This is a genomic window from Sphingopyxis sp., from assembly GCF_036675685.1.
Taxonomy (GTDB): Bacteria; Pseudomonadota; Alphaproteobacteria; order Sphingomonadales; family Sphingomonadaceae; genus Sphingopyxis.
Window position 1 is genome coordinate 49,116 of record NZ_JAKFEM010000010.1, and the last position, 26,259, is coordinate 75,374.

23 protein-coding genes are annotated in these 26,259 nt (G+C 61.6%); 7 read left to right on the top strand and 16 right to left on the bottom strand.

Going from position 1 to position 26,259, the window contains the following annotated elements:
• The 9 genes from V6M50_RS05360 to V6M50_RS05400 all read right to left on the bottom strand — a co-directional run bounded on the left by V6M50_RS05360 (position 1) and on the right by V6M50_RS05400 (position 11,383).
• Positions 1-750: an enoyl-CoA hydratase family protein gene (locus V6M50_RS05360; RefSeq protein WP_332817520.1), complete on the bottom strand. Its 750-nt coding sequence runs from the start codon at positions 748-750 to the stop codon at positions 1-3.
• On the bottom strand, positions 750-1,832 hold the full coding sequence (locus tag V6M50_RS05365) for an NAD(P)H-dependent flavin oxidoreductase (protein ID WP_332817521.1): 1,083 nt from the start codon (positions 1,830-1,832) through the stop codon (positions 750-752). The genes V6M50_RS05360 and V6M50_RS05365 overlap by 1 nt, the downstream gene beginning before the upstream one ends.
• Entirely contained in the window at positions 1,829-2,731 is a 903-nt protein-coding gene (locus tag V6M50_RS05370; protein ID WP_332817522.1) for an enoyl-CoA hydratase, read from the bottom strand. The genes V6M50_RS05365 and V6M50_RS05370 overlap by 4 nt, the downstream gene beginning before the upstream one ends.
• A gap of 121 nt (positions 2,732-2,852) precedes the next feature.
• Positions 2,853-3,647, bottom strand: coding sequence for a CoA-transferase subunit beta (locus V6M50_RS05375; protein ID WP_332817523.1), 795 nt, complete (start codon positions 3,645-3,647; stop codon positions 2,853-2,855).
• A gap of 11 nt (positions 3,648-3,658) precedes the next feature.
• Positions 3,659-4,534, bottom strand: a complete 876-nt coding sequence (locus V6M50_RS05380) for a CoA transferase subunit A (protein WP_332817524.1) — start codon at positions 4,532-4,534, stop codon at positions 3,659-3,661.
• 79 nt (positions 4,535-4,613) lie between these two features.
• Positions 4,614-5,759 carry an amidohydrolase family protein gene (locus V6M50_RS05385; protein ID WP_332817525.1) on the bottom strand — a complete coding sequence of 382 codons (1,146 nt, stop codon included), beginning with the start codon at positions 5,757-5,759 and terminating at the stop codon, positions 4,614-4,616.
• Positions 5,760-5,869: 110 nt separating this feature from the next.
• Entirely contained in the window at positions 5,870-7,120 is a 1,251-nt protein-coding gene (locus V6M50_RS05390) for an MFS transporter (RefSeq protein WP_332817526.1), read from the bottom strand.
• A 216-nt stretch (positions 7,121-7,336) separates the two neighbouring features.
• Positions 7,337-9,658: a TonB-dependent receptor gene (locus V6M50_RS05395; protein WP_332817527.1), complete on the bottom strand. Its 2,322-nt coding sequence runs from the start codon at positions 9,656-9,658 to the stop codon at positions 7,337-7,339.
• 1,062 nt (positions 9,659-10,720) lie between these two features.
• A complete protein-coding gene (locus V6M50_RS05400; protein WP_332817528.1) occupies positions 10,721-11,383 on the bottom strand; it encodes an alpha/beta hydrolase in 663 nt (220 codons plus the stop codon).
• 238 nt (positions 11,384-11,621) lie between these two features.
• Here V6M50_RS05400 and V6M50_RS05405 point away from each other — a divergent pair, with 238 nt between their 5' ends.
• Positions 11,622-12,158 carry a hypothetical protein gene (locus V6M50_RS05405; protein ID WP_332817529.1) on the top strand — a complete coding sequence of 179 codons (537 nt, stop codon included), beginning with the start codon at positions 11,622-11,624 and terminating at the stop codon, positions 12,156-12,158.
• Positions 12,159-12,252: 94 nt separating this feature from the next.
• On the opposite strand, the gene V6M50_RS05410 is transcribed toward V6M50_RS05405, so the two are convergent.
• From V6M50_RS05410 to V6M50_RS05420, 3 genes are all read right to left on the bottom strand, one after another.
• On the bottom strand, positions 12,253-12,750 hold the full coding sequence (locus tag V6M50_RS05410) for a hypothetical protein (RefSeq protein WP_332817530.1): 498 nt from the start codon (positions 12,748-12,750) through the stop codon (positions 12,253-12,255).
• Between the two features lie 144 nt (positions 12,751-12,894).
• Positions 12,895-13,647 (bottom strand): hypothetical protein, encoded by a 753-nt coding sequence (locus V6M50_RS05415; RefSeq protein WP_332817531.1) that lies wholly within the window; start codon positions 13,645-13,647, stop codon positions 12,895-12,897.
• An 81-nt stretch (positions 13,648-13,728) separates the two neighbouring features.
• The gene (locus V6M50_RS05420) at positions 13,729-16,290 is read right to left on the bottom strand and encodes a hypothetical protein (protein WP_332817532.1); all 2,562 of its coding nucleotides are present in this window, start codon (positions 16,288-16,290) and stop codon (positions 13,729-13,731) included.
• A 642-nt stretch (positions 16,291-16,932) separates the two neighbouring features.
• Here V6M50_RS05420 and V6M50_RS05425 point away from each other — a divergent pair.
• Positions 16,933-17,427, top strand: a complete 495-nt coding sequence (locus tag V6M50_RS05425) for a hypothetical protein (RefSeq protein ID WP_332817533.1) — start codon at positions 16,933-16,935, stop codon at positions 17,425-17,427.
• Positions 17,424-18,158: a hypothetical protein gene (locus V6M50_RS05430; RefSeq protein WP_332817534.1), complete on the top strand. Its 735-nt coding sequence runs from the start codon at positions 17,424-17,426 to the stop codon at positions 18,156-18,158. Before V6M50_RS05425 ends, V6M50_RS05430 begins: the two co-directional genes overlap by 4 nt.
• 119 nt (positions 18,159-18,277) lie before the next feature.
• Here V6M50_RS05430 and V6M50_RS05435 read toward each other — a convergent pair whose 3' ends face one another.
• The gene (locus tag V6M50_RS05435) at positions 18,278-19,114 is read right to left on the bottom strand and encodes a hypothetical protein (protein WP_332817535.1); all 837 of its coding nucleotides are present in this window, start codon (positions 19,112-19,114) and stop codon (positions 18,278-18,280) included.
• 276 nt (positions 19,115-19,390) lie between these two features.
• Entirely contained in the window at positions 19,391-19,609 is a 219-nt protein-coding gene (locus tag V6M50_RS05440; RefSeq protein WP_332817536.1) for a helix-turn-helix transcriptional regulator, read from the bottom strand.
• 561 nt (positions 19,610-20,170) lie between these two features.
• On the opposite strand from V6M50_RS05440, the gene V6M50_RS05445 reads away from it, so the two are divergent.
• From V6M50_RS05445 to V6M50_RS05455, 3 genes are all read left to right on the top strand, one after another.
• Positions 20,171-21,058, top strand: a complete 888-nt coding sequence (locus tag V6M50_RS05445) for an ArdC family protein (protein ID WP_332817537.1) — start codon at positions 20,171-20,173, stop codon at positions 21,056-21,058.
• A gap of 81 nt (positions 21,059-21,139) precedes the next feature.
• Positions 21,140-22,072 carry a nucleotidyltransferase and HEPN domain-containing protein gene (locus V6M50_RS05450; protein ID WP_332817538.1) on the top strand — a complete coding sequence of 311 codons (933 nt, stop codon included), beginning with the start codon at positions 21,140-21,142 and terminating at the stop codon, positions 22,070-22,072.
• Between the two features lie 105 nt (positions 22,073-22,177).
• Entirely contained in the window at positions 22,178-22,618 is a 441-nt protein-coding gene (locus V6M50_RS05455; RefSeq protein WP_332817539.1) for a MucR family transcriptional regulator, read from the top strand.
• On the opposite strand, the gene V6M50_RS05460 is transcribed toward V6M50_RS05455, so the two are convergent.
• A complete protein-coding gene (locus V6M50_RS05460; RefSeq protein ID WP_332817540.1) occupies positions 22,611-22,829 on the bottom strand; it encodes a conjugal transfer protein TraD in 219 nt (72 codons plus the stop codon). The genes V6M50_RS05455 and V6M50_RS05460 overlap by 8 nt on opposite strands.
• A 16-nt stretch (positions 22,830-22,845) precedes the next feature.
• Complete coding sequence (locus V6M50_RS05465) at positions 22,846-23,343, bottom strand: conjugal transfer protein TraD (protein ID WP_332817541.1); 498 nt, start codon at positions 23,341-23,343, stop codon at positions 22,846-22,848.
• On the opposite strand from V6M50_RS05465, the gene traA reads away from it, so the two are divergent.
• On the top strand, positions 23,342-26,254 hold the full coding sequence (traA, locus tag V6M50_RS05470; protein WP_332817542.1) for a Ti-type conjugative transfer relaxase TraA: 2,913 nt from the start codon (positions 23,342-23,344) through the stop codon (positions 26,252-26,254). The two genes, V6M50_RS05465 and traA, sit on opposite strands and share 2 nt — an antisense overlap.
• Positions 26,255-26,259 lie beyond the last annotated feature (5 nt).

The following is a 26,259-nucleotide window of genomic DNA, read 5'->3' on the forward strand; positions in this document are numbered from 1 at the left end:
TCAGAATTTCGCTGCGGTGCCGGTCGCGACGAACTCATCGCGCGACCGCTGGCTATCTTCGTGCATGTACATTTCGAGCGTGAAGCCCTGTTCGAAGCGATAGCCATGGTCCACGTCGCGCGGCTCGATGCCGTTCAGCGCTTCCTTGGCGAGCACCAGCGCGCGGCGGCTTTTCGACGCGATGATCGCGGCAAAGGCGCGCGCCTCATCGGTGAGCCGTTCAGAGGGATGGACCGCCTCGACCGCGCCCAGCCGATAGGCTTCGGCAGCGGGGATACGCCCGCCTGTAAAAAATGCCGCGCGCACTTTCTGCAGGGGAAACATGCGCTGCAAATGGCTCGCCCCGCCCATTGCGCCGCGGTCGACCTCGGGCAGCGAGAAATAGGCATTGTCGGCGGCGATCACGACGTCGGATGCGCCGCAGATGCCGATCCCGCCGCCGATCACAAAATTATGGACCGCGGTGACGACGGGAACCTCGCAGCCGCGAATGGCGCGAAATGTCAGAAAGTTGCCGCGGTTTAGCTCGACGATCCGCTCGGGATGCGCCTGCATCTCCTTAATGTCGACCCCACCGCAAAAGCCGCGCCCCTCGGCCCGGATCAGAACGCAGCGCACCTCCCGGTCGCGTCCGAGCCGTTCGACAAGCCCGGGCAGCTCGTTCCAGCCCTGACTGTCGAGCGCGTTGACCGGTGGATGATCGATCACGATTTCGCCGATCCGGTCGGCGATGTGGGTGCGTATAGGCATCAGGCGGTCATCCTTCGTGGGGCCGCGCCGAGCGCCACCAGACGCGCACGCGCTTCGCTTTCGATCCGGGCCAGGAGGTCGGCGACGCTCGGCAGGTCGCCAAGGCGCCCCGCAACCTGCCCGGTCGCCATCAATCCACCGTCGCCGTCGCCCGAAACCACCGCGCGCTGGATCAGCATCGGCGCCGCCGCAGCGCGCATCGCTTCGGCAAGCGTGAGCCCGCCGTGATTGCGCATGCCCTGCGCCGCGCGAATGAGGTCACCCCATGAGGCCCCGGTCGCGCGCTTCATTTCGAACCCTGCCGCAAGTGCATTGCGCCACGACGCGATCGCGCCGCCTGCGGTCAGCCGCGCGAGTTTTGCATTGCGGATCATTCGCTGGGGGAGCCCGTCGACCGCGCGCGTGACTTCGATATTGTCGGTGCCGGTCGCGACATAGCGCGCTTTGATCGTCTCGGGCACCGGACTGTCGCACGTCATCAGGAAGCGGGTGCCCATCGCGATGCCCACAGCGCCGTAAGCCAGCGCCGCCGCCAGGCCGCGCCCGTCGGCAAATCCGCCTGCCGCCACGACGGGCAGGTCGACGCTGTCGAGCACCTGCGGGAGCAGGACAGTCGTCGCGACCGCGCCGGTGTGACCACCACCCTCGCCGCCCTGCACGACGAGCATGTCAACGCCGAGCGCCGCCATTTTCTGCGCATGCTTGAGCGCGCCGACGGTTGGCACGCAGAGGATACCTGCGTCGCGGAAGCGGCCGATCATCGCCGCATCGGGCCCGCGCCCGAAGCTGACGGCACGGACCTGGTCGCGATGGGAGAGAATGATCTCGACTAGGTCCGCGGCGCCCGGCTGGAACATATGAAAGTTCACGCCGAACGGCTTGTCCGTCAGCTGCCGCAAGCTGATAATCTTTTCATTCGCCTCCGCCGGGGTCATCACCGCCGCGCCGAGGAAACCGAAGCCGCCCGCCTCGACCGCTGCGGCGACAAGCTGCGGCTCGGCAATCCAGCCCATCGCGGTCTGGACCACCGGCAGCCGGCAACCGAGCATCACCGTCATCACCGTGGCGAGCGGGTCGCTCATCCCTCGCCTGCGTCCCGTGCGCCGCGATTGTCCGCAGCCGCGCTCTTGCCGGTGACGCCGCCGAGCGAATTGCCGGTCGTGAGGTCGTTCTGGGCATGGGCGAAATGATGCATGTGGAAGACCGCGTCCATCGCGCTGCGCTTGCCGCGCAGTTCCTCGACATGATTGACCGCCTGCTTGGTCAGCCACATGCCTAGCGAGGCCTGCGCGGCGAGCTTGGCCGCCATTTCGGCCGTCGCCGCCGCAAGCTCCTCCAGCGGCACGACCTTGTTGACCATGCCGAGGCCATAGGCGCGTTCGGCAGGCATGCGGTCGCCGAGCAAAAGGAATTCCTTGGCAACGCGCGGCGGCAGTTCGAACGCGTGCGCAAAATATTCGACCCCGGGAATCCCCATGAGCCGCGACACCGGGTCCTGGAAAAAGGCGTCGTCCGACGCCACGATCAGGTCGCAGACCCACGCCAGCATCAGCCCGCCGGCGATGCAAGCGCCCTGCACCATCGCGATCGTCGGCTTGGTCACGTCGCGCCAGCGGCGGCACATGCCGAGATAGACTTCCTGCTCGCGCGTATAGAGCATCTCGGCGCCCGGGCGCCCGACATGATCCGGCACCAGATGCGCGCGGTCGAAAGTCCGCGTGACGTCGCGCCCTGGCGTCCCGATGTCGTGCCCGGCGCTGAAATGCTTTCCCGTCCCCGCGAGCACGATCGCCTTGACCAGAGGATCGTCGACCGCGCGGCGGAACGCGTCGTCAAGCGCGTAGGTCATCTGGCTGTTCTGCGCATTATTGTAGCGCGGACGGTTCATCGTCACCCACGCGACGCCATCCTTGACCTCATAGAGGACAGGTTCGTCGGTTTCGTACACGATTTCCACCGCTTCCGGCGTCGCCGTCGTCATGGGTCGATCCTCTCCGTCTTTCGACTATCAATCATTATAATGTTGAAGATCGTCAACAGCGGGTGCGATAGCTTCGCGGCAAGCCAGCCGTGCTTTACCGGCATCATATCGCCCGGAGCGATCACGCAGCGCGAACAGCCGGCGGATTGCCCTTGATCAGCGAAGCGCGAATATCATGCGGGTCGAGACGGCGGATGATCGCCAGGGCGGCCTCGTCGGGCACGGCCGTTTCGGCGATCTCACCTTCAGGGACGACCACGTCGAAACCGGTGTTGTCATGCACCTCTTCCAGCGGGACGCCGGGATGGAGCGAAACAAGGCGGATCGCGTTGGCGGGTCCGCCAAAATCCATCACGCACAAATTGGTGACGATCCGCCGCAGTTCCAGCCGGTGCGGAAGCTTGCCGCCCGGCCAGCGCGCGGGGTTGTAACCCACCGAACAGACAAAATCGACCTCACCTTCGACCAGCGCGCGCCGGTTGTGCTGCGGGAAGAAGTAGCTGTTCGGATGCGAGATGCTGTTGCCCGGAAAGCCGCGCGCGCCAAGCAGCGCCGCTTTCGGCGCGGCATGATCGCCAATCACGCTGATGTTCGACTGGCCGAAGCGGTCGAGCTGCACCGGCGCGACGAGCGCGTGGCGGCGGCCGCCCCACAGGTTATCGAAAGTACGTGCGTAAGGCGCCCAGCCCTCGGCGGTCGGGCCGGCGTCGCGCGGGCCGATCGGGGCGGGTTCCTCGAGGAACATATTCTCGCCGTCGGTGATCATCAGCCCCGGATTGAAGCTCAGCTTGGCAAGGCTCGCACCGAGCCGCGGGATCGGGGTGATCCCGGTGGCGAGCCATTCGGGGTCGCCGCGCCAAACCTCGGCACAAGCGGCGACCAACAGGTCAGCAAGCGTGGCTTCGGTATCGCCCATGCAGTCCTCCATCAATAGATCGGGGCGGGAATGGCGCGGATCGCCTCCGCCCCGCCGACGGCCGCGACATAGGCGGCTTGGTCGACATCGACATATTGCGCGCGGTACCCGGCCCACGCCTCGCCCTCTGCGACGGCGTAAGAACGCAGATGCGCGAGATCGAGCTGATAGTCGGGCGCCGCGCTGGTCGGGTGCGCGCCGAATGGCGCTTCCGCGACGCCGCTGATCAGTGCGCGTTCGACCAAGTGATGGCGCGCATTGCCGGGCAGGCCCAGTTCTGCGGTCGGGACGATCTTTTCCGCGGTGACGAACGTGCGGTCGGCGGCACGCGCCATCAACTCGTCGAAGAACGGATCGGGCGAGAGCGTCAGAACATTGCCTTTTTCATCGCTGCGATGAACGTGGAGCAGCGCGACGTCGGGGCGCAGCGCGGGCATGGCGATCAGCGTCTCGCCGTCGTCATAGGGGCTCGTGACCGTCCTGAAGCGCGGATCGTCGGCGATCGAGGTCCCGATCCCGACACGCGTCGGCAGGAACGGCAGATGCATCGCGGCGGCGCGCAGCCCCCAATGGAGCATGCCCTCGTCCATTTCCCACACCTGCATGCCGGCCTGACGCGCGGCCTTGAAATGCGGTTCGATTGGGATCTGATCCATCGAGACGAAGGCGAAGATCAGCTGGCGGATCTTGCCCGATGCCGCGAGCACGCCGACATCGGGGCCGCCATATGCGATCACCGTCAGATCCTTGAGCGACGATCGCGCGATCGCGCGGACCAGCGCCATCGGCTTGCGACGTGTCGCCCAGCCACCGATCGCGATCGTCATTCCGTCCCGCAGTTCCGCCACGATGGCGTCGAGGGGCATCCGTTTGTCGAGCATCATCATTCTCGCGCAGGCAAGCGGGATCGGTCGCCCGTCCCTTGAAAGGACGGGCGCCGAGACCGCTGCGTTGTCACTTACTGGCTCAGGCGGTCAGCGCCGGCTGGCCCTTGACTTCCACCGGCTGGACTTCCGGGAATTTGTAGAGCTTCTGCGCATTACCGTGCAGGATCGCCTGCTTTACCGGACCGGGCACGCCCGACATCGACGCCTGGATCGTGCGCCAGCTGTACGGATAGTCGGCGCTGATGTGCGGATAGTCGGTCGACCACAGCACGCGCTCGGGATTCATATAGTTGAGATTGTTGAGCCCGAAGCTGTCGGTCATGTAGCCGAAGTAGAAATGCTCATCGATATATTCGCTGGGCAGGCGCTGAAGGCCGAAATGATTGACCTTTTCGAGGCGCTGGTAGTTGTTGTCGATCTGCTCCTTGACGTAAGGCACCCAACCGAAGTCGACTTCGGCAAAGGCGACCTTCAGGTTCGGGTAACGATCGAACACACCGTTGAAGATGAACTCGATGCAGCGGTTCGGCGCATCGAAGAAGCGGCCATAACCCGGCAGCTTCGCCTTGTGCGGGCTCGGCTTATAGATACCGAGCGCCACGTGGATGTTGAAGCTGACGTCGCGCTCGTTGATGGCGGCCCACAGATAATCATGCTCGTCGGTCATGACGGTGGTGCCGGTCGGATAGGCCTGCGCCATCACCGCGCGCATGCCGGGACGACCGAGCACGCGGTTCATCTCATCGACGGCGGCCTTCACGCCGCCGCGGTTGGGGAGGAATACGAGCCCGCAGAACCGGCTGGGGTCATAGGCGACATATTCCGAAACCCAGTCGTTATAGGCGCGCACGAGTTCGAGATGAAATTCTTCGTCCTCGACCAGCGCCATCGCGGCCTGGATCGACGGGGTCGGATACATGACCTCTGCGGTCACGCCGTCGCGGTCCTGTTCCTTGAGGCGCTCGGCCGGGTCCCAGCCACCCTTGCGCATGTCGTCGAAGCGCATCCACGCTTTCGTTTCCTCGGGCGGCAAGCCGGCGCAGGCGTTCCAGCCGAAATTGCGCGGGCCGTCGAGCCCCTCGAAAATCCAGCCGTCACCTTCGGGGAAGCTTTCCATGCGCGGCGCGCGATCTTTGAATTTCTGCACCACGCGCTTGGTGAACAGGTCACCCGGTTCATTGAAATGGCTGTCCGCCGAAATCAGCTTGGTATTTCCAAGTGGCATCAATCTTCTCCTACATCTCTATCTTATAAACATTTATATGATAGCGAGGAAAAGGCAAAGCCCTTTTGGCCCCCGCCGGGTCATTTTTTCCCGAGAATTCCTGCAAAACGTCAGACGACGGCCAGCGCGCGCTCCTTGGCCCTGGCCCGCGCGATCACGATCAGGCCGAGGATCCCGGTAATGACGATCAGCCCGACGCCCATGATGACAAAAGTCGCGTGTAGACCGACCGCATCGCGAATCGGCTTGGTCACGAAAGGGTTCATGAATTGGCCAATGAACAACGAGGCGAGCGTCAGTCCGACCGCGTGATTGCGCTGGGCGGTCGTCACCCGGTCGAGGATGCGCGAGAGGAAGAAGGGCATCGTCCAGCCCGCCCCGACGCCTTCGATGACGATGAAGAACAGGATCATCTCATAGCTCGTTGCCAGCCCCGACCCGATGAAACCGATCCCCATCAACGTCGCGGCGGCCACCAGGGTGGCAAAGCCGAAGCGTGAATAAACGAAACCGAACACCAGCGCCGACAGGATCGATACCCCCGCGCTGAGCGCCGGCACATAGGAGACGAGTTCGGCGTCGGTGATGCCATTTTCCTTGAGCAGGAAGGGCATCTGGTAATGCGGCATCGCATGGCCCAGTGCCATGATCAGCGACAGCAGCAACAGCGGCAGCAACTGCATCAGGGAAACCTGCGCGCCGTCCTGCGCCTGCTCCTGCCGTTCCTTGGAGATCGGACGATCGAAGGCGATGAAAGCGAGCAGTAGCAGGATTCCGGGAATGACGAAGAGCAGTGACGACGCTCGCCAGCCATATTGCTGCGCCAGCCAGCCCGAGGCGAGCATCGTGATAACCGTGCTGATATGCGAGATCGACTGGCGAAAACCGATCAGTTTCGACCTGAGGGCACCTGTAAAATAGGCGGCGAGAACGCTTGTCATCGCGACATCGGCGACCACCGCGCTGAATCCCAGGATGAAGCGGGTGACGAGGAGCAGCGTATAATTGTGGATTACCAGCGGCATCAGCCCGGCGATCGTCGAAACGCCGAGCGCGACGAACATCGTGCCCCGTAGATTGCTGGTGCGGACGAACAGACCGGCGATCAGTCCGGCGAGCGCCATGCCGATTGGCGCCAGCGTGATCACGAACTGCGCGCTCAGGATCGAATCGGTCGCCCCATGGAATTCGGCAGCGATCAGCTGGAGGCCGGGGACCACGGCGGTGAAGGCCAGCGTCGACTTCACCCCGCCAGTCAGCAGGATCAGGACAACGAGATTTCGGCGCCAGCGCGCGACATCGTCGACCTGCGGCGCCGCAGCGGCCGGCATTGCGTCACTTGCTCCGGTCATCGTCGCCATTCTCCCAAATCCTCTCGCTTATTATAGAGGCTAGCACCCGCCGACCGGCTTTGCTGTTCGCGATCGGGCACCGCCCTGTTGCCGAGCGCGCATCATTGCCGAGCGTTCGAACGACATAAGGCCATTATCGACGAACGATGTCCATCATCATGCAAATGATAGCCAGAAAAGCCGCGACAGCGACGGCGGTCCGGGCAACGCCCGGCGCCGCCGCCCCTAGAGATCGATGCCGATTGAGAAGCCATAGTAGCGGGGGCGATTATAGGTGCCCGCAAGGATCGCGCCGAAATCCGACGCGAAGGTCAGGTAGCGGTTGTTGGTCAAATTCTCGCCGAAGACCTGGGCCTTCAGCTTGCGACCGTTGACCTCGAATTCCCACATCAGGCGCGCGCTGAGATTGCTCTCCTTGCCCATCAGGGGGACCTGCGCGGTGTTCGGCGCCTGCGCGATCAGCGTATAGGTTGGCGAATTGCTCTTGCCGCTATAGTCGCCGCGCAGCGTGAAACTGCCCGCCGAGGCGGTGTCGATCGTATATTGGCCGCCCACATGATAGGTCCAGTGCGGCACGTTCGCGAAGACCGCATCGTCCGCGACGTTGGTGGGAACGCCGCCGACCGCGAGGATATATTCCTTATACACAGGGTCAACATGGCCGACATTGCCGTCGAGCTTGAGGCCGCCGAGCACAAACTGTCCCTCGACCTCGAAGCCGCGATAGCGCGCGCTGCCGGCGTTGGTGAGCTGGTTGGTGTTGGTCGCGATATTATAGCCGTTGACCTGCAGGTCCTTGTAGTCGGTCTGGAAGGCGGAAATATTCAATCGCACCATCCGATCGAACCAGTCGCTCTTGATGCCGGCCTCATAGCTGGTCGCGGTCTCCGGATCGAATGGCGCCGCACCGACGGTCGGCGCGTTATAGCCGCCCGACCGATAGGCCGAGGATGCCCGGGCATAGAGGAGGATATCGGGCGTGACCTTGTAGCTAGCCGAACCCAGCCAGCCGACATTGTCCCAATCATCCTTGCGCGACTGGGTCGTGGTCGTGGTCGTGATTGTTGTCGAGACCGACATCGAATCCAGGGTTTTCTTATCTTTCGTGTAGCGGATGCCGCCGACCAGCTCGAGCCGGTCATCGGCGAACGCTGGCTTCCATCCGGCCTGCGCAAAGGCGGCATAGGACTTCGAGGCGATCGAAAAGCTGGTGCTGCGGTCAAGCCGAATGGCCAGCGTCGGCGACAGCGGCGAATTGAGGATCGTATTGATCGTCTCGTCGACCTTCTCGTCATAATAATAGAGGCCGACGAGATAATTGAAATCGCCGACATCACCGAGGAATTGCAGCTCCTGCGTCAGTTGCTTCTGCTGGCCCGGGTTCGAGGGCGTGACGTGCGCCGTCACCCATTCGATCGGCTGACCGGGAACCACCGGATTGGCGACCGCGCCGCGCGTCGCGCCGCCGCCGAGGTTGCCACGCAAAATCTGGTTGATCTCGTTATAGCCGGTGATCGACTTCACCGTCAGCGCGTCGCTGAAATCCTTTTCGAGCGTCAGCACGCCGCCATAGCTTTCAACCGACGATTTACCGTTGGTACGCGGGTCACGATAGCTGAAATCGCGCGGGCCCACACCGATCGGGAAGGCGGGACCATTGGCCGCAGCAGAGCCCTCAAAATAGGCCTCGCCTACCGCAGAGCCGGCGAGCGCTTCCCACCCGGTGTAGCTGTTGACCTTGTTATAGCGCCCACGCAGATCGATGGTGAAATCGCCGCCGAGTTCGCCGCGCAGCGCAGCGCCGACGCCATAGCTGTAGAGCGCGCCGCCCCATTTCGATTCCGAAATCCCCGGCGATTCAACCCAGCCATCGCGCGAGTGTATCTGGCCCGACACTTTCAGCGCGAAGGGCGAATTGCCGAGCTGCCCGACCTGTACGACGCTCGACGCCGTGATCTCGTTTCGCGAGCCGTATGAGAAATTCGCCTGGACGCCGAACTCGTCCTCGGGATTGCGGGTCGCGAGCAGGATCGCACCGCCGGTTGTGTTGCGGCCGAAGAGCGTGCCCTGCGGGCCGCGCAGCACCTCGACGCTCGCGATGTCTGGCAGATCGAAGGTGTTGCCGCTGGGGCGCGGCGTATAAACGCCATCGAGATAGACGCCGACCGCCGGCTCGACGTAGAGCGCGGTCGAAAGCGTGCCGATGCCGCGGATATATACCGCAGGCGCGTTGCCGCTGCCGCTGGCCTGTGTGATGCGCAGGCTGGGAGCGAGTTGGGTCAACCCGTCAATGCGAACTATGTTGAGGTCAGAGAGCTGGTCCGAAGAAATCGCGGTGATCGATACCGGCGTTTCCTGCGCGCGCTCCTCGCGGCGGCGCGCGGTGACGATGATGTCCTCGACGCCGCCCTGGCGAGCGGTCACGGGCTGGGTGTCTACTGCCGCTTGCTCGGACTGAGTATCCTGCGCGAACGCCCCGACCGGCGCCGTGGCTGCCAGCGCCCCCGCTATCGCCGTTCCACTCACCATCCAAGCACGACGGGTCATCAGCTGCACGAAATCTATTACCGCTTCCGTCTGGTCGCTCTTCACCGCAGTTTCTCCCATTTCTTTATATTTTTGCCAGCATGACGGCCCCGCGGAAGAAGGACAAATCTGAAACGGGCACAATAGCGTTTCAAAACGGGCATCGGAGGATCCCGCTTTGCAAACTGCCCGACCGGGCGTCGGCAGCATCTGCAAGTCGTCAAAGCGATCTATCGCGAATGCGTGCACCAATCCGGGATCTGTGGTTCGCCAAGCGGCCCGCAGCTTTTCGAGAAAGCCATTGGCCGATCCGGCCGAAAAGATCGGACGCGGTCACAACCCGGGTGAAGAAAGCGAAGAAGATAACGTCGTTCAGGCCACCTGCTCTGGCCACCGCGCGCAAGCGAACCAATCCGCGTCTTCGTGATCAATCGCGAGGAGATCAAAAAGCTCTCGCGCCCGGCAACGTCTCGATGTCCGCCGCTGAGACTCCCGGCGTCCGCGTTCTCGTCCCCTGGTGCTGGTGCTTGGCACGTCTTGCAGGATGACACGCCATTCACCGCTATTGCATCCCTGTAACAGACATGCCCTATCGTCCGTCGACGGATGACCCGAGTTCGCCCTGGAACCCTCGCCCGGGTCAGGTCACCATTAAGGAAAGACGCCGCGCACCCAGCACTATCGATCCGTAAGGCCTCGCGACCTACCCATGTGCGCCGCGAACGAATAACGTCAGCCTCGTCCTTCATGACGTTAAAGGGGGGCCTCGCCCTAGGAAACCACGAGCCAACCAACATGATGGAAGCGCCTCTAAGCCCGTGTTTTTTCTCAAACAGGCTCAGAACATCTCAAGGTAGCGGGAAACCCGCCTCTAAAGTTATGATTTGAAACGGAAAAAAATTATCCGATTTCGATAAAATTTTAGCCCCAACAGCGGCCCCGAGGCAGTTTTGATGCTCGGGTTTGATGCCAAAACAGGGAATCCGAGACGTCTTAAACACCAGTGATTCGTCTTGAACAAGTGATTTTTTGAGCCAATCTTTTTGGGTCGGATCAACCGCCGTCAGAGAATATTGAATGTACTCACCGCGAACGCGCGAAGGTGTCGGCGATGAAATCCCGGCCAAGCCGCAGGCCGACTGGATCGACGCTGTGAGCGACGCCGTAGGAGATGTGTGTGGTGACCTCCACACCGAGGCGCCTCAGCTCGCCTTCTGCCATGTGCAGCGCCGCGATCGGAACCACGGGATCAGCCGTTCCATGCACTAAGAGCACCGGCGGCTTTGCGAAGTCATCGTGCGCAATATCGGCCGTGCTCGTTAGCATCCCCGAATAACCCACCACTGCGGCGACCGCGCGCCGCCGGCGGAGAGCTACATGAAGCGCCATCATCGTGCCCTGGCTGAAGCCGACAAGCGCCAAATCTGCCTCGGTCAGCTCATATTGTGCAAGTTTGCGGTCGATAAAGGCATCAATCGCGGGCGCCGCCGAGGCCGCGCCAGCTGCCAGTGCCGACGGTGAGAATCCGGTCAGTCCCCACCATTGGTATCCGGCTCCCATCATTCCGCAGCGCTGCGGCGCATGCGGGGCGAGGAACAATGTGTCGGGAAGCGCCTCTTGCCATTGGGGCGCGAGCGCGATCATGTCTGCGCCGCTTGAACCAAACCCATGAAGCAGCAGCACGATCTTTTTAGGCGAAGCTCCGGAGCGCGGCTTCAGACTCGCGCCGTTGACAATTTTGGACAAGGAATTTTTCCTACATGTTTGTCGAAGGTAGTTCCTCGGCATTGTCAGATGGCGCCACGGCATAGGTCGACCGACCCTATAGGTAGAAACGCAGCAGCCAACTTTCCAGCCGATGCTTCGCATTTCTTTGGCAACGTCGAACTGTGGGTGATTTTCGTCGGTTCTGGCCGGTTGCAGTCAGTCCGCTGTCAGGAAGAAATCGCTATAAAGCTGACATCTCGCAGCTAATGGATCCCTCATGCCACGCCGCCTATTCGCACTTACCTGTCTGTTCGTCGCGGCGAGCGGGCAACGCGTGCCGGAGCACGTCTTTGTTATTCCCGAAGCGCCGCAGGTCGCGCCACCCAAGCCGTATGAGTGGCCGGAATGCGTTCCGCCGGGAGTTGATGGTTTCGGCAACAAATGGTGGGGTAGCTTCAGTCTATGCCAGGGCGATGTTCGCGTCGTTGTGGATGGATATTCGGCTGCACTTAGTACGGCGGGCGTGCATTATGAGGTAGACACGCGAAAATGCCCAACCGGAGCAAGCTTCGAGAGTGTCGAGGACGATGCCTTCTTCGAAAAATCCATCGTCGCTCAGACAACGGACATCAGGTCACGCATAACACGGCTTCTCGCCAAACTGGGGGAGTCTTGCAGCGCCCCAGTCGACGCACAGGCTCTCCTAGATGAAGATTTCGATCGCGAGTTTCGCGATTTGGCTGACAGCTACTGGCTTCATGTTCCAATGGACGAGATACGCGCCGGCCGAGTCCGAGGTCGGGGTGGCCGCTAAGGGCAGCAGCTAACTGCGTCTCAACTCACGCGCCGACACACGATAGTGACGGCTCTGACCGATACACCGGCACGGCAAGAGGCGTCCCAGTCGATCAATATGGCCATCGCCGAGTCTCGCGCCTCTCGGAGATCACCCACTCGGCCCGGTAGGTCAGACGCATGATCAGGATGCAAACTGCGTTCACGAACTGGGCGCGATGATTGCCTTTGAAGGCGCCGCGCCCGCCCGGAAGATCTGATTGCAATCCCTCGCACATGTTGGCGATCTTTATATCGGCGTAACTCGTTCCATGGATGCCATGCGCGAACTCGTTGCGTATCTTGCGGACCAGATTGCATTCGGTCATTTCGAAATCGTCAATGAGCCCGAGGGCATGCGCCGACTTAATTCGGGCGGAAAATGTTCCGAGCGGCGCAGAGCCTCCGTCCAGCAATTGGTCGGCCGATTTGCCGGCCACGAAAAACGAGCGGAGCGTATCCGCCAGCTTCTGGTCCAGCAGGGCGGCACCCACCATTGCGGCTCCCCGGTCCGTTTCGGCCTGGAACTCGTTTAGGAATGCCGAAAAGTCTCTCAGTTCCGCTTCGCGCATCGAAGGACGCTATCAATTCTTATGATCGTTTCCCATATTAAAGAATGCTGGAGCCGCAACTGTCTGTGGCCGGCGGGATACTGGCAGCTTCTAGGTCGGAAGCCGAGAGAAGCGGATATTCAACAGCTTTGATGATAGCACGGCTTAAAATGGCACGTCGTCATCAAGGTCATCATCAAACGGCGGCCGCGGTGTCGGGGATTCGCGGGGCGCACTTAGAGCTTTCGGTGGAGCGGGGGCCGGAAGCTGCTTCGTCTCGTCCTCAGCCGCCTTCGCCTCCGCCACGGTCTGCATGATATTCGTGGTCAGCTTGTGCGTTATGTCTACCGATGCCCAAACGGTGCCGGGCACACTTAGAACTAGATAGGTCAGTCGCGCGACGGCCATCATGTTGAGTCGACGCTTCTCCAACTCAGATTCGAAGGCGTCGAGTTTCTTCAACAGCGCTTCGCGTTTTGCGGCGCTCATATTTCCCTTCTCGACACACTGCCTGAGGCCGCTGACGTAAGCTCTCAACTGGTCCTTCGTCTTCGGAAGCACCTCGACCGTGTCGCGCTTCGCGCGAAGGCTGTTATCCAGAACGAGTTGGGTCACATAATGATCGAGATCAGACTTAAACTGACGATGGTCAGCATCGCGAAAATTCGAGTATTGTGGCACCTGCATCGAATGAAACGGTTCGATCTCGAAGCGTTTGCCGGCTGCCACGACGACATTCATAAAGCTGTATCGAAATTCCTCAATTTTCTGCCACTCATATTGATTGTCAGGATCGAGGGCATCGATCTTGGAAGAAAGGCTGCGTTGCGCGGCGTTTACGAGCTGCATGAAAGCTGTGTTTGGATCTTCGTCAAGGTCGTCGAGTACATCCTGATTAACAAACTCAAGTATGCTCATTGCGCTCTCTCCCCGGCGATGGCGCAAATGTCATAGCACGCCGATGATCGATGTCAGTATGAGCGAGCAGAAAGGGCCGCCTCAAGTCAAATAGGACTTATCTTCCAGCGGATGTTCCCTGAGGGTAAGCAGGCGGAGCTCAATTCCAGACTTTGCGAGAGCAGCGCGACCCTTCGCTATGGCATCCCCCTGCCGCTCACCCGTATCCATGATCGCGAGCAGTGCCACGTCTGGTCGCAATTTAAGCGCCAAGTCCACCAAATCTTGGACATGTTGCGCGCGAAGACTGGCCCAAGAAGACTTGGCTTCGCAAACTATCGTCTGGCCGTCGACTATCATCAAAAGGTCGGCTTCCGCTTCGGGAGGGCCGCCATCGCGCTCGAACCAGAATTTACTGGGTCCAACGTAGCCGATTGAATTTCTTGCCCGGTCCTTTAGCGCCGACAGCACCCACAGGAGCGAAAGCACGCTGTGATCGCGGAGCGCCTCGATGAGGAACATGTTCGGACGAAATAGCCACTCGAGCGCGATCGGAGCGTCGAAACTTTCCTGGCAGACGCCGCATATTAGTCGGGGAGCGAGGCCGGTCAGATCGACCCAGTTTCGGTGATGGCATTGTTCGCAGGTCCATTGGTGGCCTTGGAATATCATGCTGCGGCTGCGCATCTCGACAAGGCACGTCTCGAGTGATCCTTTTTCGTATGCCTCCCACTCCGGATCGACTTGCCGTCCGGGGTCCTGCTTTTCGCGCACGTCGGTCCGATAGGCATTCCAATTTCGCACGAGTTCGTCGTATCTCAAATATTGTGCGGGGCTCTTCAGACCTTGGGCAGCCTTGAGGACGAGCGTTGCAAAGGCCTGGCGTTCGGTGTCGTTCGACAGATCGAACGGCGCCTCTCTAGCAGCGAGCCGCTGGATGCGATTCAAAGTCGGCTCGATCTTGTTGGAAGAGAGAGTCGGCGTGCCGCCGAACTGCGCGAACATGTCGGTCAGGAAGGGATGCAACAGAAAGTGCTGGGCGGCGCCGATGCTTCCGGCCATGCCGATCACGCCGCTGAGATATCGAGCTTCGTTCGAAGGCTCCATTATACGAGCTCGGGGACGCGGAATGATAGGCGCATCTTCTCCCGCGCCACATGCCCAGTCGCCATCACGGCAAAAAGCATAATGTACGGCATCTTCGGCATCGGGAACAAAGAAATCCGTCACCCGCCTCTCCAGCGACTGGAATTGGACGAAGAACCCATCGCCCGATGACCGCTGGGGAAAAATCAGGCCCTGCGCCACGCGCGAGAAGTTAGTTTTAAATGCCAAGGCCGTGCGCCAGCGGCGCGGGAGCAGCCAGAGATTATCGTTCGAAAATCGTGGCTTGGCCCCACCCTGTTCGATTGCATATTCGGTCGCCCAATGCCCTCCGGTAAATTGGTGGCGGGCCGGCGCATCCGCCAGATGTTCCGGAACATCCACCGGCGGCCGAGCATTCGGCGGGTCATAGTCGAAATTGTTCCATGACGGCCCAAGCCGCATGCTGATGGCGAAGCCCCCTCCCGGCCGCGCCCCATCGAGCTCCTTCTGCGCCGGGACCAGTTCGTCGAGCGAGCCGACGAAGTGCGCGTCCGCCATGCTCCAGCATCGCCCCTCGCGAAGGCGCAACACGATCTTCTCGAGCTCGGCCAATGGCACCGAGGTTGAGCGGACGGTCAGCTGGCTCTGTCCTCCGGAGCCGCGATTGACGTGGTTATGATTGTTGAGGAATGTAATTAGGGTCTCGAAAAAGACAGGGTCATCCAGTTGCGCCGGCGAGATACGGAGACAGCAAAGGTCCCTGTCGAGCCAGGCCGGTATGAGCAAGCGGGCATTCCAAAAAAGAATCCGGTCGTCGATCTCGTCTCCGACGACGAGGTTGAAGCTTCCGCTCCATCGCCACCTATCGATCTCACGCTTTGAGGCGAGGACGAGCGACGTAATCGCCAAGGCGGTCGCGCGCTGCTCGGCGATCGCCTTGAATGCCTCTGCCTCATCCGGGACGGTTTCCTCGCCGCGCGGAAATCCGATCCGCCGATCCCCGGGATCACGCGGCTTGGCGATCGTGACGAGGCTTGCGACGGTACGCGCGTCGGCAGGGAATATGCCGGTGGAATAAGAGACACCGTAGGTGCCGAAACTGTCACTCAGAAAGCGAGATCGGTCTTCACTATGCGCGCTGTCGACAATCTTCAGCGGCTCAAGCTTTTCTCCAAAGCCGCGATAGCGAAACAGCCGGAAGATCGTCGACAAAGACGATAGCGGAGACGTACCATAATCCGGCTTAAACCCGAACACGTCGAGGCGGGGCTCGCCATGGTGCTTGTGTTGCTCGTAGGTCGACGGACCCAAGCGCTCATGAATCTCAAGTATCTCGGGCGATGACAGCTCGACATAGGAATAGACGAGATCCGGATCGAAGCTTTCAAGCCAGGGCCAGTAGCTTGCCCTTATCTTGCTGTCGTCACAGGGAACAACGAGGCTGAAGCGACCGCCCCACCGTCGATAGCAGTCCGCGAAAATGCCATCGAGCGCGAGATGCGCGTTCGGATCGTCGCCCACCAGAAAGGCGATCCTGATCGGGCGCGAACGCTGCGCGGCGCTCCGGCGCCCGCTCATGCCTCCACCTTTCGTGAGCTGGGCTGCCCCAGCAAAATCATCGAATGGAAAAGCTGCGGCCTAAGCCGCAGACCGACTGCTTTTCTACCCCTGCCCATCCGCGCAGTCTATCGGCCCGTGCATCCGAATGCGATCCTAATTCGTAGATGCAGCTTACCTCGCGCGAGACCCTGAAGGAGCTGTGATTCATTGCTTGAGCTGCGATACCCGCTAGGCCGAGCTACGCTGCGCATTGCGGATCGGCCTCGGAAACGTGCCCTCGGCCTGCCGCTTCCGGGCAGTCGAACCTGGCAGCCGGTCGGACTGCATCTGGCGAGCCGCCGCCTTCAGGTCACGATCATCGGGGTAGAAAGACCGACCTCAGACGCCTATGCGCGGCAGCGACGGTCGGCCTGAACGCAGCGGCGGCTGAAGCAGCGCTAGGCGCTGTTCACCCAGCGAAAGCGCGGGCCCGCCCCGGCAAAGAGCGAAGCCAGGTGTTCGGGCGCGGCCCGGCATCGACGCGGTCCCTGGCCGAGCCTGCAAGGCCAGGCTGCTCTCCGCAGATGCCGCTTTAAGTCTCGCGATCGGATGGACTGGAATTGCCTTGGGATTTTCGTCTATCCGATAACCTTGGGGATTTGCGGACGGGGGATGCGTGATATGGGTTATACGAAGAAGCGTGTTTTATCGGTAGCTTCGCGTGCGGTCGAGTTGGGTCTCGACATGCCATCCGGCGTCGCCATTCTGCCGTCCAACTTCGACACCGTCACGCCCGGCGAAGACCTGCATTTCACATATTCGGCTCTCACAGTGACCAAATTGCTCCGGTCGAACGGCATCGATGCCGCACGCGTCGGACTCGACACGAAGAATGTGGCCTATGTTCACAATCGCAGCGCCGAATGGATCGTCCCGGTCATCTTTTTCGGAGCGGAGTTCATCAAACAAAGCCCTGACCTCATCGGCGCATCGCTAAATGTCATACAGGATTATCTGAAGAGCTTCTTCGGGGGCAGTGGCAGCGAGAAGATCGAGGCCGACGTCATCGTAGAATATGGCAAGTCGGGCAATTGCGAGCGCATATCCTACAAGGGAGATGTTGAGGGACTCCAAGCTTTCGCGAAGGTCGTCGCGGCGGCCTCCCGGAAAAAATGATGGCGATCGCCGACCACCTAGTCGCGGGATATGACGCGCTCCGAGCCGATATCGATCCGCTGCTTTTTCTGGTGCGGAATAAGCAGCTTCAGATCGACGGCGTCGCGAGGGCTGAAAAATTCCTCCTGAGGGTGGAGCATGCACGCATCGAGGCCATTCAACGGCAGAATGAACATGAGGCAAACTCGTTTTTGGGTCTCGGCATGGTAGTCCGTGCTCTCTCCAGCGAGCTCAGCGTCTATTTGCTGATCAAGGAAGACAAGCCGGAGGAAGCATGGATCAAACTCATCGACGCGCAGGAAATGATCCGGGCGGCGGGCCGCGCGCACCCCGGTTTCTCGAACCTCTCGAACAAGCTCACCTATCTCCGGGAGCTGGAAACGGCGCTCTTCCCTCCACAGCAATTTGTGAGCGCCGGGCTCATCGTTCATGAGCAACACTGCTCAATCTGCGAGGTCGAATATGACAAATGCGACCATATTCAAGGGCTGGCTTACATGGGCAGATTCTGCCGGGTGATCTTCAAGAAGGTGACTGCGGACCATATCGCGTTCGTTGAGTCTCCGGCGGACCGGCGGTGTCGGGTGACTTCGATCGCCGCCCCAGGCGGAAAGCGCAACCGGATGACATGGGTGCTCGAGTCCATCCGCGAAGGGGACGAAAGCAACATGACCGGCATCATCGCAATGACGTCGCCTTTTAGCGACGAGGAAGCTAAGTCATCCGAATGATAGGACCGGGCTATTTCATCTCGGTCTGCAGCGGTGGCAGAAAGACCACCAGCCTCTAGGCTATCTTGTCTGCCTCGTTGAACGTAATAGTGACCTGAATTGGGACCGGCTTCATGGCCTTACCCACCGATGATTTTCGAGATCGCGCCAACGACATCGTCGGCGACCTTCACCCGCGCGTGTTTCTTCAACGCGCCGAGACTGCTGGCGACAGTCTCCGCCTCGTCTCGACTAGTGGCTAAGAAGGGAGGCCAGTAAATGAGAGGCAATTTGGCGGGTAGGAGCTGAAACCAGCCTTGCCGGGGCTCCAGTTTGAGGTCCGCCGCATCATTCTTAATGCACAGCGCGAACAGGAAGATGCCGCCAAAGCCGACAGCGAACGTTTTCACATTTCTGCCAGGCTGATGCTCAGCCAACCGGTTGACGTTGCTCGCTTCCTGAAAATGAGTGCGGTAATAGGATGACATTCTGTGATCCGGACAAAAAGCAATAATGAGCTGGATGCCTGCCGGTATCACTCTGCCGTCGAAAAACGCAGTGCGCACTTCCTGCGAAAAGATCGGATCGGCGGCCGTCCAGTCCAGCACCATCAGCTTCAAGGTGAAATATTCAGCCAGCAGTCGCTGAGAATCCGCACCGAGCGCCAGATTGCGACCCATCATCATAGCCGTGAGCATGGCTTTCGCCTTGCCCTCGTACTCACTCATCCAGCCGTTGTTGCAGGTATTGCACACACGCCTGATTGCAACCTTGGCGACGGATCCTTGGCGATTCCGATCATAAACCCGTGACATGACATCGCGCGTAACCGCCCCCTCGAAGACGACCTGCTTGTGCCCCGACACCTCAGGAATAAGATCATGCGCCCATTTAGGCCAAATATGCTCCCCGCTGTTTGCAGGATTGCCGCAGAAGACGCAGAGCTTTCGACCATGCTTAAACGGTGCTTTTGCCAATTAAGCCTCCCCGCTCCCAAGATTATCGCGCTTAGACGATTCCGGCCAGTCGTAACCAAGGAGCATTACCGTCACCAACGTCGGCTTTTGGCATGCGCCAACCGATGGTCCGAACGACCGATATGGGCGCGGAGCAGCCGCCGGTGCAAGTTCCGATCACGCCGACTTTATGCAACCAACGTTGCCCCGCCGGGGAAGACGGCTACGCCTTTATCTGGAACCCTGCCAATTGAGGCAGGCTTCCGCGCCGCTTCGGCGGCGCGGAAGCCTGGCCTTTCAGACCAGTTCGCGTTCAAGATCGGCGACCGTGAAGGTAATCGGACTGTGCGACCATATGGCGACCTCGGACGCGCGCCAACCGCAGCAACGTTCGGAGATCCGATATTGCCGGGGAAAGGTGCCGGCCTTGATTTTCCGGTACAGCGTCGCTCGGCTAAATCCGGTAATTTTGAGCACCTCTGTCAGTCTGAGGTAACGTTCGGCAACGTGTGACATCGTGAACTTCCTTTTCCGTTTGTGACGTCGTTTGGTGCTCCCCGAGATCGAAGAAGATCAGGCGTGTGGCGCCGTCAAGCCCATGAGATTGCGCCCAAATTCTGAGAGAATCTGGAGCCGGGTACGAAGCGACCTTCAAGCGACCCTCAAGCGACCCCCACGGAACCCTTGACCCGGCGTTCGACTCGCGGCGAAAAAAATTTCGCTCGGAGGCATGTTTTTGTCACGCCGCATCATCGAGGCCGTCGGCGACGGCCGCTTTTCCCAAATGACGCGCCGCGGGCGGCGCGAACGTCGTCCGAGTCGTTTCTGACGAGGTGCCGCTGGCACGCATGCGGTCGCCGCTTCGCGGCGGCGTGGGTAACTCCCGGCACGGCGGGGACAGGGTGGGCGTCACTCGCCTTAGCCCCGCCCGGCCGGGCCTCAACCCGCGTACCGCGGGTCCTCCTCTTCGTTCCGGTCCTGCGGATGCAGCCCGCCCGATGATGCGGGTCTGCCGGCTCCTTCCTGCCGCCCACCCCGCCCCCTTCCGGGCCGGGGTGCGGTTGAAGGAGAAGGAAGATGAAACAGCAGAAAGTCGAAAGGCAGAACCTCTATTCCGAAGTCACCAGCCGGGTAATCGCCGAGCTTGAAGAAGGGAGGCTGCCATGGGTGCAGCCTTGGGACAGCGCAGCATGCGGCTGCACGATGCCCCAGAATGCGGGGACGGCGCGGCGCTATTCTGGCATTAATGTGCTGATCCTCTGGGCCGAGGTCGTCGCCAAGGGTTACGCCTCGCAGCGTTGGCTCACCTACCGGCAGACCCAAGCGGCGGGCGGTAATGTCCGGCGCGGGGAGAAGGGCACAGTCATCTGCTATGCCGACCGCTTCACGCCGAAGGCCGAAGCTGAGGCGGCGCGGGGCGAGGATCGCGAGGCGCGACAGGTTGCGATTCTGAAGCGCTTTGTCGTCTTCAACGTCGACCAGTGCGAAGGGCTGCCCGACGATTATGTCGCGCCGATGGTCAACCCCGATCCGGTGCTTGCCATCACCGAGGCCGATGCGCTGATCGCCGCGACCGGCGCGCGGGTCAATATCGGCGGGGGTGAAGCCTTCTACAGCCCGAGCCAAGACTTTGTGCAGGTTCCGCCGCAGGCGGCATTTCATGAACCGATCAATTGGTATCGCACCGCGCTGCACGAACTTGGCCACTGGACCGGCCATGGCTGCAGGCTGGGCCGCGAGCAGACGGGCGGGTTCGGATCGGAGGCCTACGCCAAGGAGGAACTTGTCGCCGAAATGGCGGCGGCGTTCACCTGCGCTTCGCTCGGCATCGCGCCGACGGTGCGGCACTCGGATTATATCGGCTCATGGCTGACGGTCCTGCAAGACGACGAAAAGGCGATTTTTCGCGCCGCAAGCCAAGCGAGTAAGGCGAGCGATTTCCTTCTCGCCTTTGCTGAGAGATGAGGGCGGAAAATTGGCCGTGACTGTTGTCAATCGGTCGGATGATACTTGCCATCCGGCCGACGCAATTACAGGGTGAAAAATATGCGCACCGACCTCGATCATCTCCCGGCAAACAAGCAGCGCGAGCTTGAGCGTATCGTCGAAATATTGTTCGACGAGTTCGGTCAGGCCACCGAGAACGCGACCGGGCGCCGCAAGGGCGCTCGCATCCTCAAGATCATCCTGTTTGGTAGCCACGCGCGCGGCGACTGGGTCGATGCGACACAGGCGGCAAACCAGTATAAATCCGACTATGATATTCTCGTCATCGTCAGCCAGAAGGAGCTGACCGACCGCGCGGCCTATTGGGCGAAGGCCGAGGAGCGTCTGATCCGCGCCTACACGATCGAGAAGACACTCCGCACCCCGGTAAACTTCATTGTTCACTCGCTGCACGAGGTGAACGATGGCCTTGCGCACGGCCGCGTCTTCTTCATGGAGGTCGTGAAGGACGGCGTGGCTCTCTACGAAGCCGACAGCACCGAATTGACAGCGCCTAAGCCGAAGACGCCGCAGCAAGCACTCGACGCGGCCCGTGAATATTTTGAAGAGCATGTTGCGAGCGCCGCTGAGCTTCTCGAAATCTACAAATTTTGTATCGAACGCCGGAGTTGGAAGAAAGCCGCGTTCAACCTTCACCAAGCTGCCGAAAGCCTGTACCAAGGCTTACTGCTCACGCTCACCTTCTACACGCCCTACAATCACAATATCGCTTTCCTGCGGTCGCTTGCCGAAGGGTTGGATCGCCGTCTGTACGGCATCTGGCCCGAAGACAATCGGCGCGAACGCGCGATGTTCCAGAAGTTGAAGGAAGCCTACACCAAGGCGCGATATTCCAAGCACTATCGGATCAGCGAAGAAGAGCTGACCTGGCTTGGCGCGCGCGTCGAAGAACTCGGCCGCGCGGTGCACACGATTTGCTCCGATCGGCTCGACGAACTTCGACATGCAGCGGAGCGGCTACCCCGCGAATAATATGCTGGCGAATGATCCGTAAATGCGACTTTCTAGATTTGTCCGGAATGGATTGTATCGCTAGAGGGTCGAGCGAACTAGCTTAGCTCTCGAAGGAAAACGCGAATGGAAGACGCCGAAACGCTGGTCACTTTGACCGCCGACATTGTCGCCGCCCATGTCACCAACAACAGCGTCGCCATATCCGATATTCCGGGGCTCATCCGCACGGTGCATGAAGCACTCGCCGGCCTGGGCTCGAACGCCCAGCCCGAACCCGAGCCGCAGCAGCCCGCGGTGTCGGTGCGCGCGTCGGTGAAGCCCGATTACATCGTCTGCCTCGAAGACGGCAAAAAGCTCACCATGATGCGCCGTTACCTGATGACAAATTTCAACATGACGCCCGACGAGTATCGCGCGAAATGGAACCTGCCGAAGGACTATCCGATGGTCGCACCGAACTATTCGGAGCGTCGGCGCGAACTCGCCAAGGAAATCGGGCTCGGCAGCAAGGGGCGCGGCGGCGGCCGCAAACCCGCCGCGCGCGGCCGCGCCAAAGCTAAGTAGCTTCGGCACCTTCCGGTGAAAAAGCGCGCCGCCCCCGGCGGCGCCACAGCAACAGCTGCTGCTCGCGGCGTTCGCTTCGCAGCGCCGCGGCCGCTTCGACGAGCAGCCCGAGAATGACCGCGCGATCGTCACCGGTTAGGTCGATCAGGTCGGCCTTGGCGACGAGGCCACCGAGTTCGATCAGCTGACGCGTGCGTTCCCTGCGCTTCACCTGCCACGCTCGCGTGTCATGCCGCGCCCGCTTCGCTTGCAGGCGGTTCTGCGCCTGCACCGCTCGCCGATGCGCGGCCCGCGTGGCGGCCAGCGCTCTTGCCAGTGCGGGCGCCGTCTCCGCGAAAGAAGGCCGCGCCGCTCTTGCGCCATACCTCCTTCCGCGCCGCGTCTGCGGCGGCGGCGTCGATCAGCGCGCCGGCAAGCTGCTCCATCGATAGCGCATCGGCACCGGCTGCGATCACCAGTTCGCCGAGCTGACCTTGTTTCTTCGTTTTTAGCGCCTTGGCCTTGTCGGTGAGCGCCTGGAGTTCGGCGTCGAAATCGCGGGGTCTGCGCATCATCTGTCCTTCCGTGTGATAGAGTTGGACGAACCAGCTATGCCAAGTGGCGCGCGGCGACAATACGTTGAAATCGCTTGAGATGTCCCGATCCCGAGCGCGATAAAATCGTGTGAGGGCGCGCTTATACGTCGTGCCGACGTGCTTGTTTTGCTGTAAATGGTACGCCGTCATGGCGATCTACCATTTCTCGGCAAAAGTCATTTCGCGCGCGGTCGGCAGCAGCGCAGTCGCCGCGGCGGCCTATCGTTCGGCCGATCGCCTGCACGACGAGCGGCTCGGTCGCAGTCACGACTTTTCGAACAAGGCCGGCGTCGTCCACAGCGAGATCCTGCTCTCAGAGCACGCGCCCGAAAAATGGCGCGACCGAGAAAGACTGTGGAATGACGTCGAGGCGATCGAGATCCGCAGAGACGCGCAGCTCGCCCGAGAAATCGAGTTCGCCATCCCGCGCGAGATGACCCAAGAACAAGGCATCGAGCTAGCCCGCGACTTCGTTCAGCGAGAGTTTGTAGACCGCGGTATGATCGCCGATCTCAACGTCCATTGGGACATCGGCGCCGACGGGCTCGCCAAGCCGCACGCGCATGTCATGCTGACAATGCGCGAGATCCGGATCGGCGACGACGGCGCGGCCAGCTTTGGCGCGAAGGTCCGCGACTGGAACCGCGCCGAACTGCTGACCCATTGGCGCGAAGCCTGGGCCGATCATGTCAATGAACGCCTTGCCGCGCTCGACATCGATGCGCGCGTCGATCATCGCACCCTGGAAGCGCAGGGCATCAATCTCGAACCGCAGCACAAGATCGGCCCGGCGGCGTCGCGCATGGCCGCGCAGGGGCTCGAAGCCAATCGCGCGGACGAGCATATCGAGATCGCTCGCTCGAACGGCGACAAGATCATCGCCAACCCATCGATCGCGCTCGACGCGATCACCCATCGGCAGGCCACGTTTACCAACCGCGAGCTCGCGATGTTCGCGCACCGCCACAGCGACGGCAAAGAGCAGTTCGATGCGGTAATGTCGGCGGTGAAATCATCGCCCGAGCTGGTCGCGCTGGGCAAGGACGGACGCGGCGAGGATCGCTTCACCTCGCGCGCGATGATCAAGACCGAGCAGCGGCTCGAACGCGCGACCGCAACGCTCGATGCGCGGCGCAATCACGGCGTTGCCGATCGCCATCGTGAACGGGCGCTCGCGCTCGCTGCGGGACGCGGACTCGATCTCTCCGCCGAGCAGCGCGGCGCGCTCGAACATGTCGCGAGTTCGCGCGGGATCAGCAACGTCATCGGCTATGCCGGCACCGGTAAAAGCGCGATGCTCGGCGTTGCGCGCGAGGCATGGGAAGCCGCGGGTTACGAGGTGCAGGGCGCGGCACTGTCGGGCATCGCCGCCGAGGGACTGGAGCAGGGCTCGGGGATTGCTTCGCGAACGCTCGCCAGCCTCGAACATCAGTGGGCGGATGATCGCGAACGGCTGACGAGCAAGCACATCCTCGTCATCGATGAGGCCGGGATGGTCGGCACGCGGCAGCTCGAACGCGTCGTGTCTGAAGCCGAACGCCAAGGCGCGAAGGTCGTCCTCGTAGGCGACCCCGAGCAGCTCCAGGCGATCGAGGCGGGCGCCGCGTTCCGCGCCGCGGCCGAACGCCACGGCGCCGTCGAAATCACGGCGATCCGACGTCAGCAGGAAGAATGGCAGCGCGATGCGACGCGTGAACTTGCCACGGGACGGACCGGCGAGGCGATCGGGCGCTATGCTGATGCAGGACATGTCCACGCTGCCGATACCCGCACCGCCGCGCGCTCCGCGCTGGTCGATGCGTGGGATCGCGATCGCCAGCAGTATCCCGCTGCGAGCCGGGTTATCCTGACCCACACAAATGATGAAGTAGGACTGCTAAACCAAGAGGCGCGCGAACGGATGCGTGCGAGCGGGGCGCTCGGTCCGGATACCCGGATCAATGTTGAACGCGGCGCGCGCCACTTTGCGCCGGGCGACCGCATCATGTTCCTGAAGAACGAGCGCGGCCTTGGCGTGAAGAACGGCTCGCTCGGCACCGTCCAGGCGGTCAACGCGATGCGCATGGGCGTGATGCTCGACGACGGCCGCAACGTTGCTTTCAATTTGAAGGATTATGCCCACGTCGATCACGGCTATGCGGCGACGATTCACAAGGCGCAGGGGATGACCGTCGACCGGGCGCAAGTGCTCGCGACGCCGGGGGTAGACAGCCATTCGACTTACGTCGCGCTGTCCAGGCATCGCGAGCAGGTCGATCTATATTATGGCCGCGACGATTTTGCCAATCAGTCGACGCTCGTTCGCGCCGCATCGCGCGAGCGGGGCAAGGATATGGCGAGCGACTACCGGGTGAGGGAAACGGAGCCGACCGCCCCGCCCAGGCGCAGCATCTTCGCTGGCCTGAAGCTGAACCCCACCGTCGCGATCGAGGCCCTCGGCGAAGATTCCACAGCGGCGCAGCGTGGCGATCGCCCCAGAACCGTCCGCATCAACGCGCGCGCGCTCGAAGCAGGGCCGGCGCGGTCGGCGCTCGACAAAGCCGTCGAGCGATTTGCGCGCGCCGAACAGGATATCGCCGCGATGCGGGCGAAGGGGCTGTCGCCCGTCATCCATCAGCGCAATAGCCTCGCGGCAGCGACGCGCGATCTCGATGCCCTGCACGCGGACGGCGCCAAAGATCTGGCGGCCGCGCTGCGAAGCGATCCATCCTTACTGAGTGAAGCGGCGAACGGGCGGACCCAGCGCGCGTTGCAGGCGATGCGCGCCGAGCGGGAGCTGCGGCTCGACGCGCCGGCGCGCGCCGACCGCTTCGTTGCCGAATGGCAGGCGCAAGCCAGACAGCTGCGACATCATAAGGGCAACCATGACTATGCCGACGCCAAGCGGATCGAGGCGAACCTCAATGACATGGCGAGGAGCCTGCACCGCGACCCGCAGCTCGAGTCGCTGCTCCGAAATCGCACCCGCGAGCTTGGGCTTCCGCGCGTCGAGACAAGTAGCCTGTCTCATGCGCTCCAGGAACATCTCCGCCCCTCGCGTTCCCGCGGATTAGGGATTTAAGCTGC

Bases quoted from the DNA above. Each gene is read 5' to 3' on its own strand.
- V6M50_RS05405 (WP_332817529.1), top strand. From the start codon at position 11,622: ATGCCACGCCGCCTATTCGCACTTACCTGTCTGTTCGTCGCGGCGAGC.
- V6M50_RS05440 (WP_332817536.1), bottom strand. From the start codon at position 19,609: ATGTCACACGTTGCCGAACGTTACCTCAGACTGACAGAGGTGCTCAAA.
- V6M50_RS05395 (WP_332817527.1), bottom strand. From the start codon at position 9,658: ATGACCCGTCGTGCTTGGATGGTGAGTGGAACGGCGATAGCGGGGGCG.
- V6M50_RS05410 (WP_332817530.1), bottom strand. From the start codon at position 12,750: ATGCGCGAAGCGGAACTGAGAGACTTTTCGGCATTCCTAAACGAGTTC.
- V6M50_RS05365 (WP_332817521.1), bottom strand. From the start codon at position 1,832: ATGAGCGACCCGCTCGCCACGGTGATGACGGTGATGCTCGGTTGCCGG.
- V6M50_RS05450 (WP_332817538.1), top strand. From the start codon at position 21,140: ATGCGCACCGACCTCGATCATCTCCCGGCAAACAAGCAGCGCGAGCTT.
- V6M50_RS05360 (WP_332817520.1), bottom strand. From the start codon at position 750: ATGCCTATACGCACCCACATCGCCGACCGGATCGGCGAAATCGTGATC.
- V6M50_RS05445 (WP_332817537.1), top strand. From the start codon at position 20,171: ATGAAACAGCAGAAAGTCGAAAGGCAGAACCTCTATTCCGAAGTCACC.
- V6M50_RS05415 (WP_332817531.1), bottom strand. From the start codon at position 13,647: ATGAGCATACTTGAGTTTGTTAATCAGGATGTACTCGACGACCTTGAC.
- V6M50_RS05430 (WP_332817534.1), top strand. From the start codon at position 17,424: ATGATGGCGATCGCCGACCACCTAGTCGCGGGATATGACGCGCTCCGA.
- V6M50_RS05420 (WP_332817532.1), bottom strand. From the start codon at position 16,290: ATGAGCGGGCGCCGGAGCGCCGCGCAGCGTTCGCGCCCGATCAGGATC.
- V6M50_RS05465 (WP_332817541.1), bottom strand. From the start codon at position 23,343: ATGACGGCGTACCATTTACAGCAAAACAAGCACGTCGGCACGACGTAT.
- V6M50_RS05385 (WP_332817525.1), bottom strand. From the start codon at position 5,759: ATGCCACTTGGAAATACCAAGCTGATTTCGGCGGACAGCCATTTCAAT.
- traA (WP_332817542.1), top strand. From the start codon at position 23,342: ATGGCGATCTACCATTTCTCGGCAAAAGTCATTTCGCGCGCGGTCGGC.
- V6M50_RS05370 (WP_332817522.1), bottom strand. From the start codon at position 2,731: ATGACGACGGCGACGCCGGAAGCGGTGGAAATCGTGTACGAAACCGAC.
- V6M50_RS05425 (WP_332817533.1), top strand. From the start codon at position 16,933: ATGGGTTATACGAAGAAGCGTGTTTTATCGGTAGCTTCGCGTGCGGTC.
- V6M50_RS05390 (WP_332817526.1), bottom strand. From the start codon at position 7,120: ATGGCGACGATGACCGGAGCAAGTGACGCAATGCCGGCCGCTGCGGCG.
- V6M50_RS05455 (WP_332817539.1), top strand. From the start codon at position 22,178: ATGGAAGACGCCGAAACGCTGGTCACTTTGACCGCCGACATTGTCGCC.
- V6M50_RS05380 (WP_332817524.1), bottom strand. From the start codon at position 4,534: ATGATGATGCTCGACAAACGGATGCCCCTCGACGCCATCGTGGCGGAA.
- V6M50_RS05375 (WP_332817523.1), bottom strand. From the start codon at position 3,647: ATGGGCGATACCGAAGCCACGCTTGCTGACCTGTTGGTCGCCGCTTGT.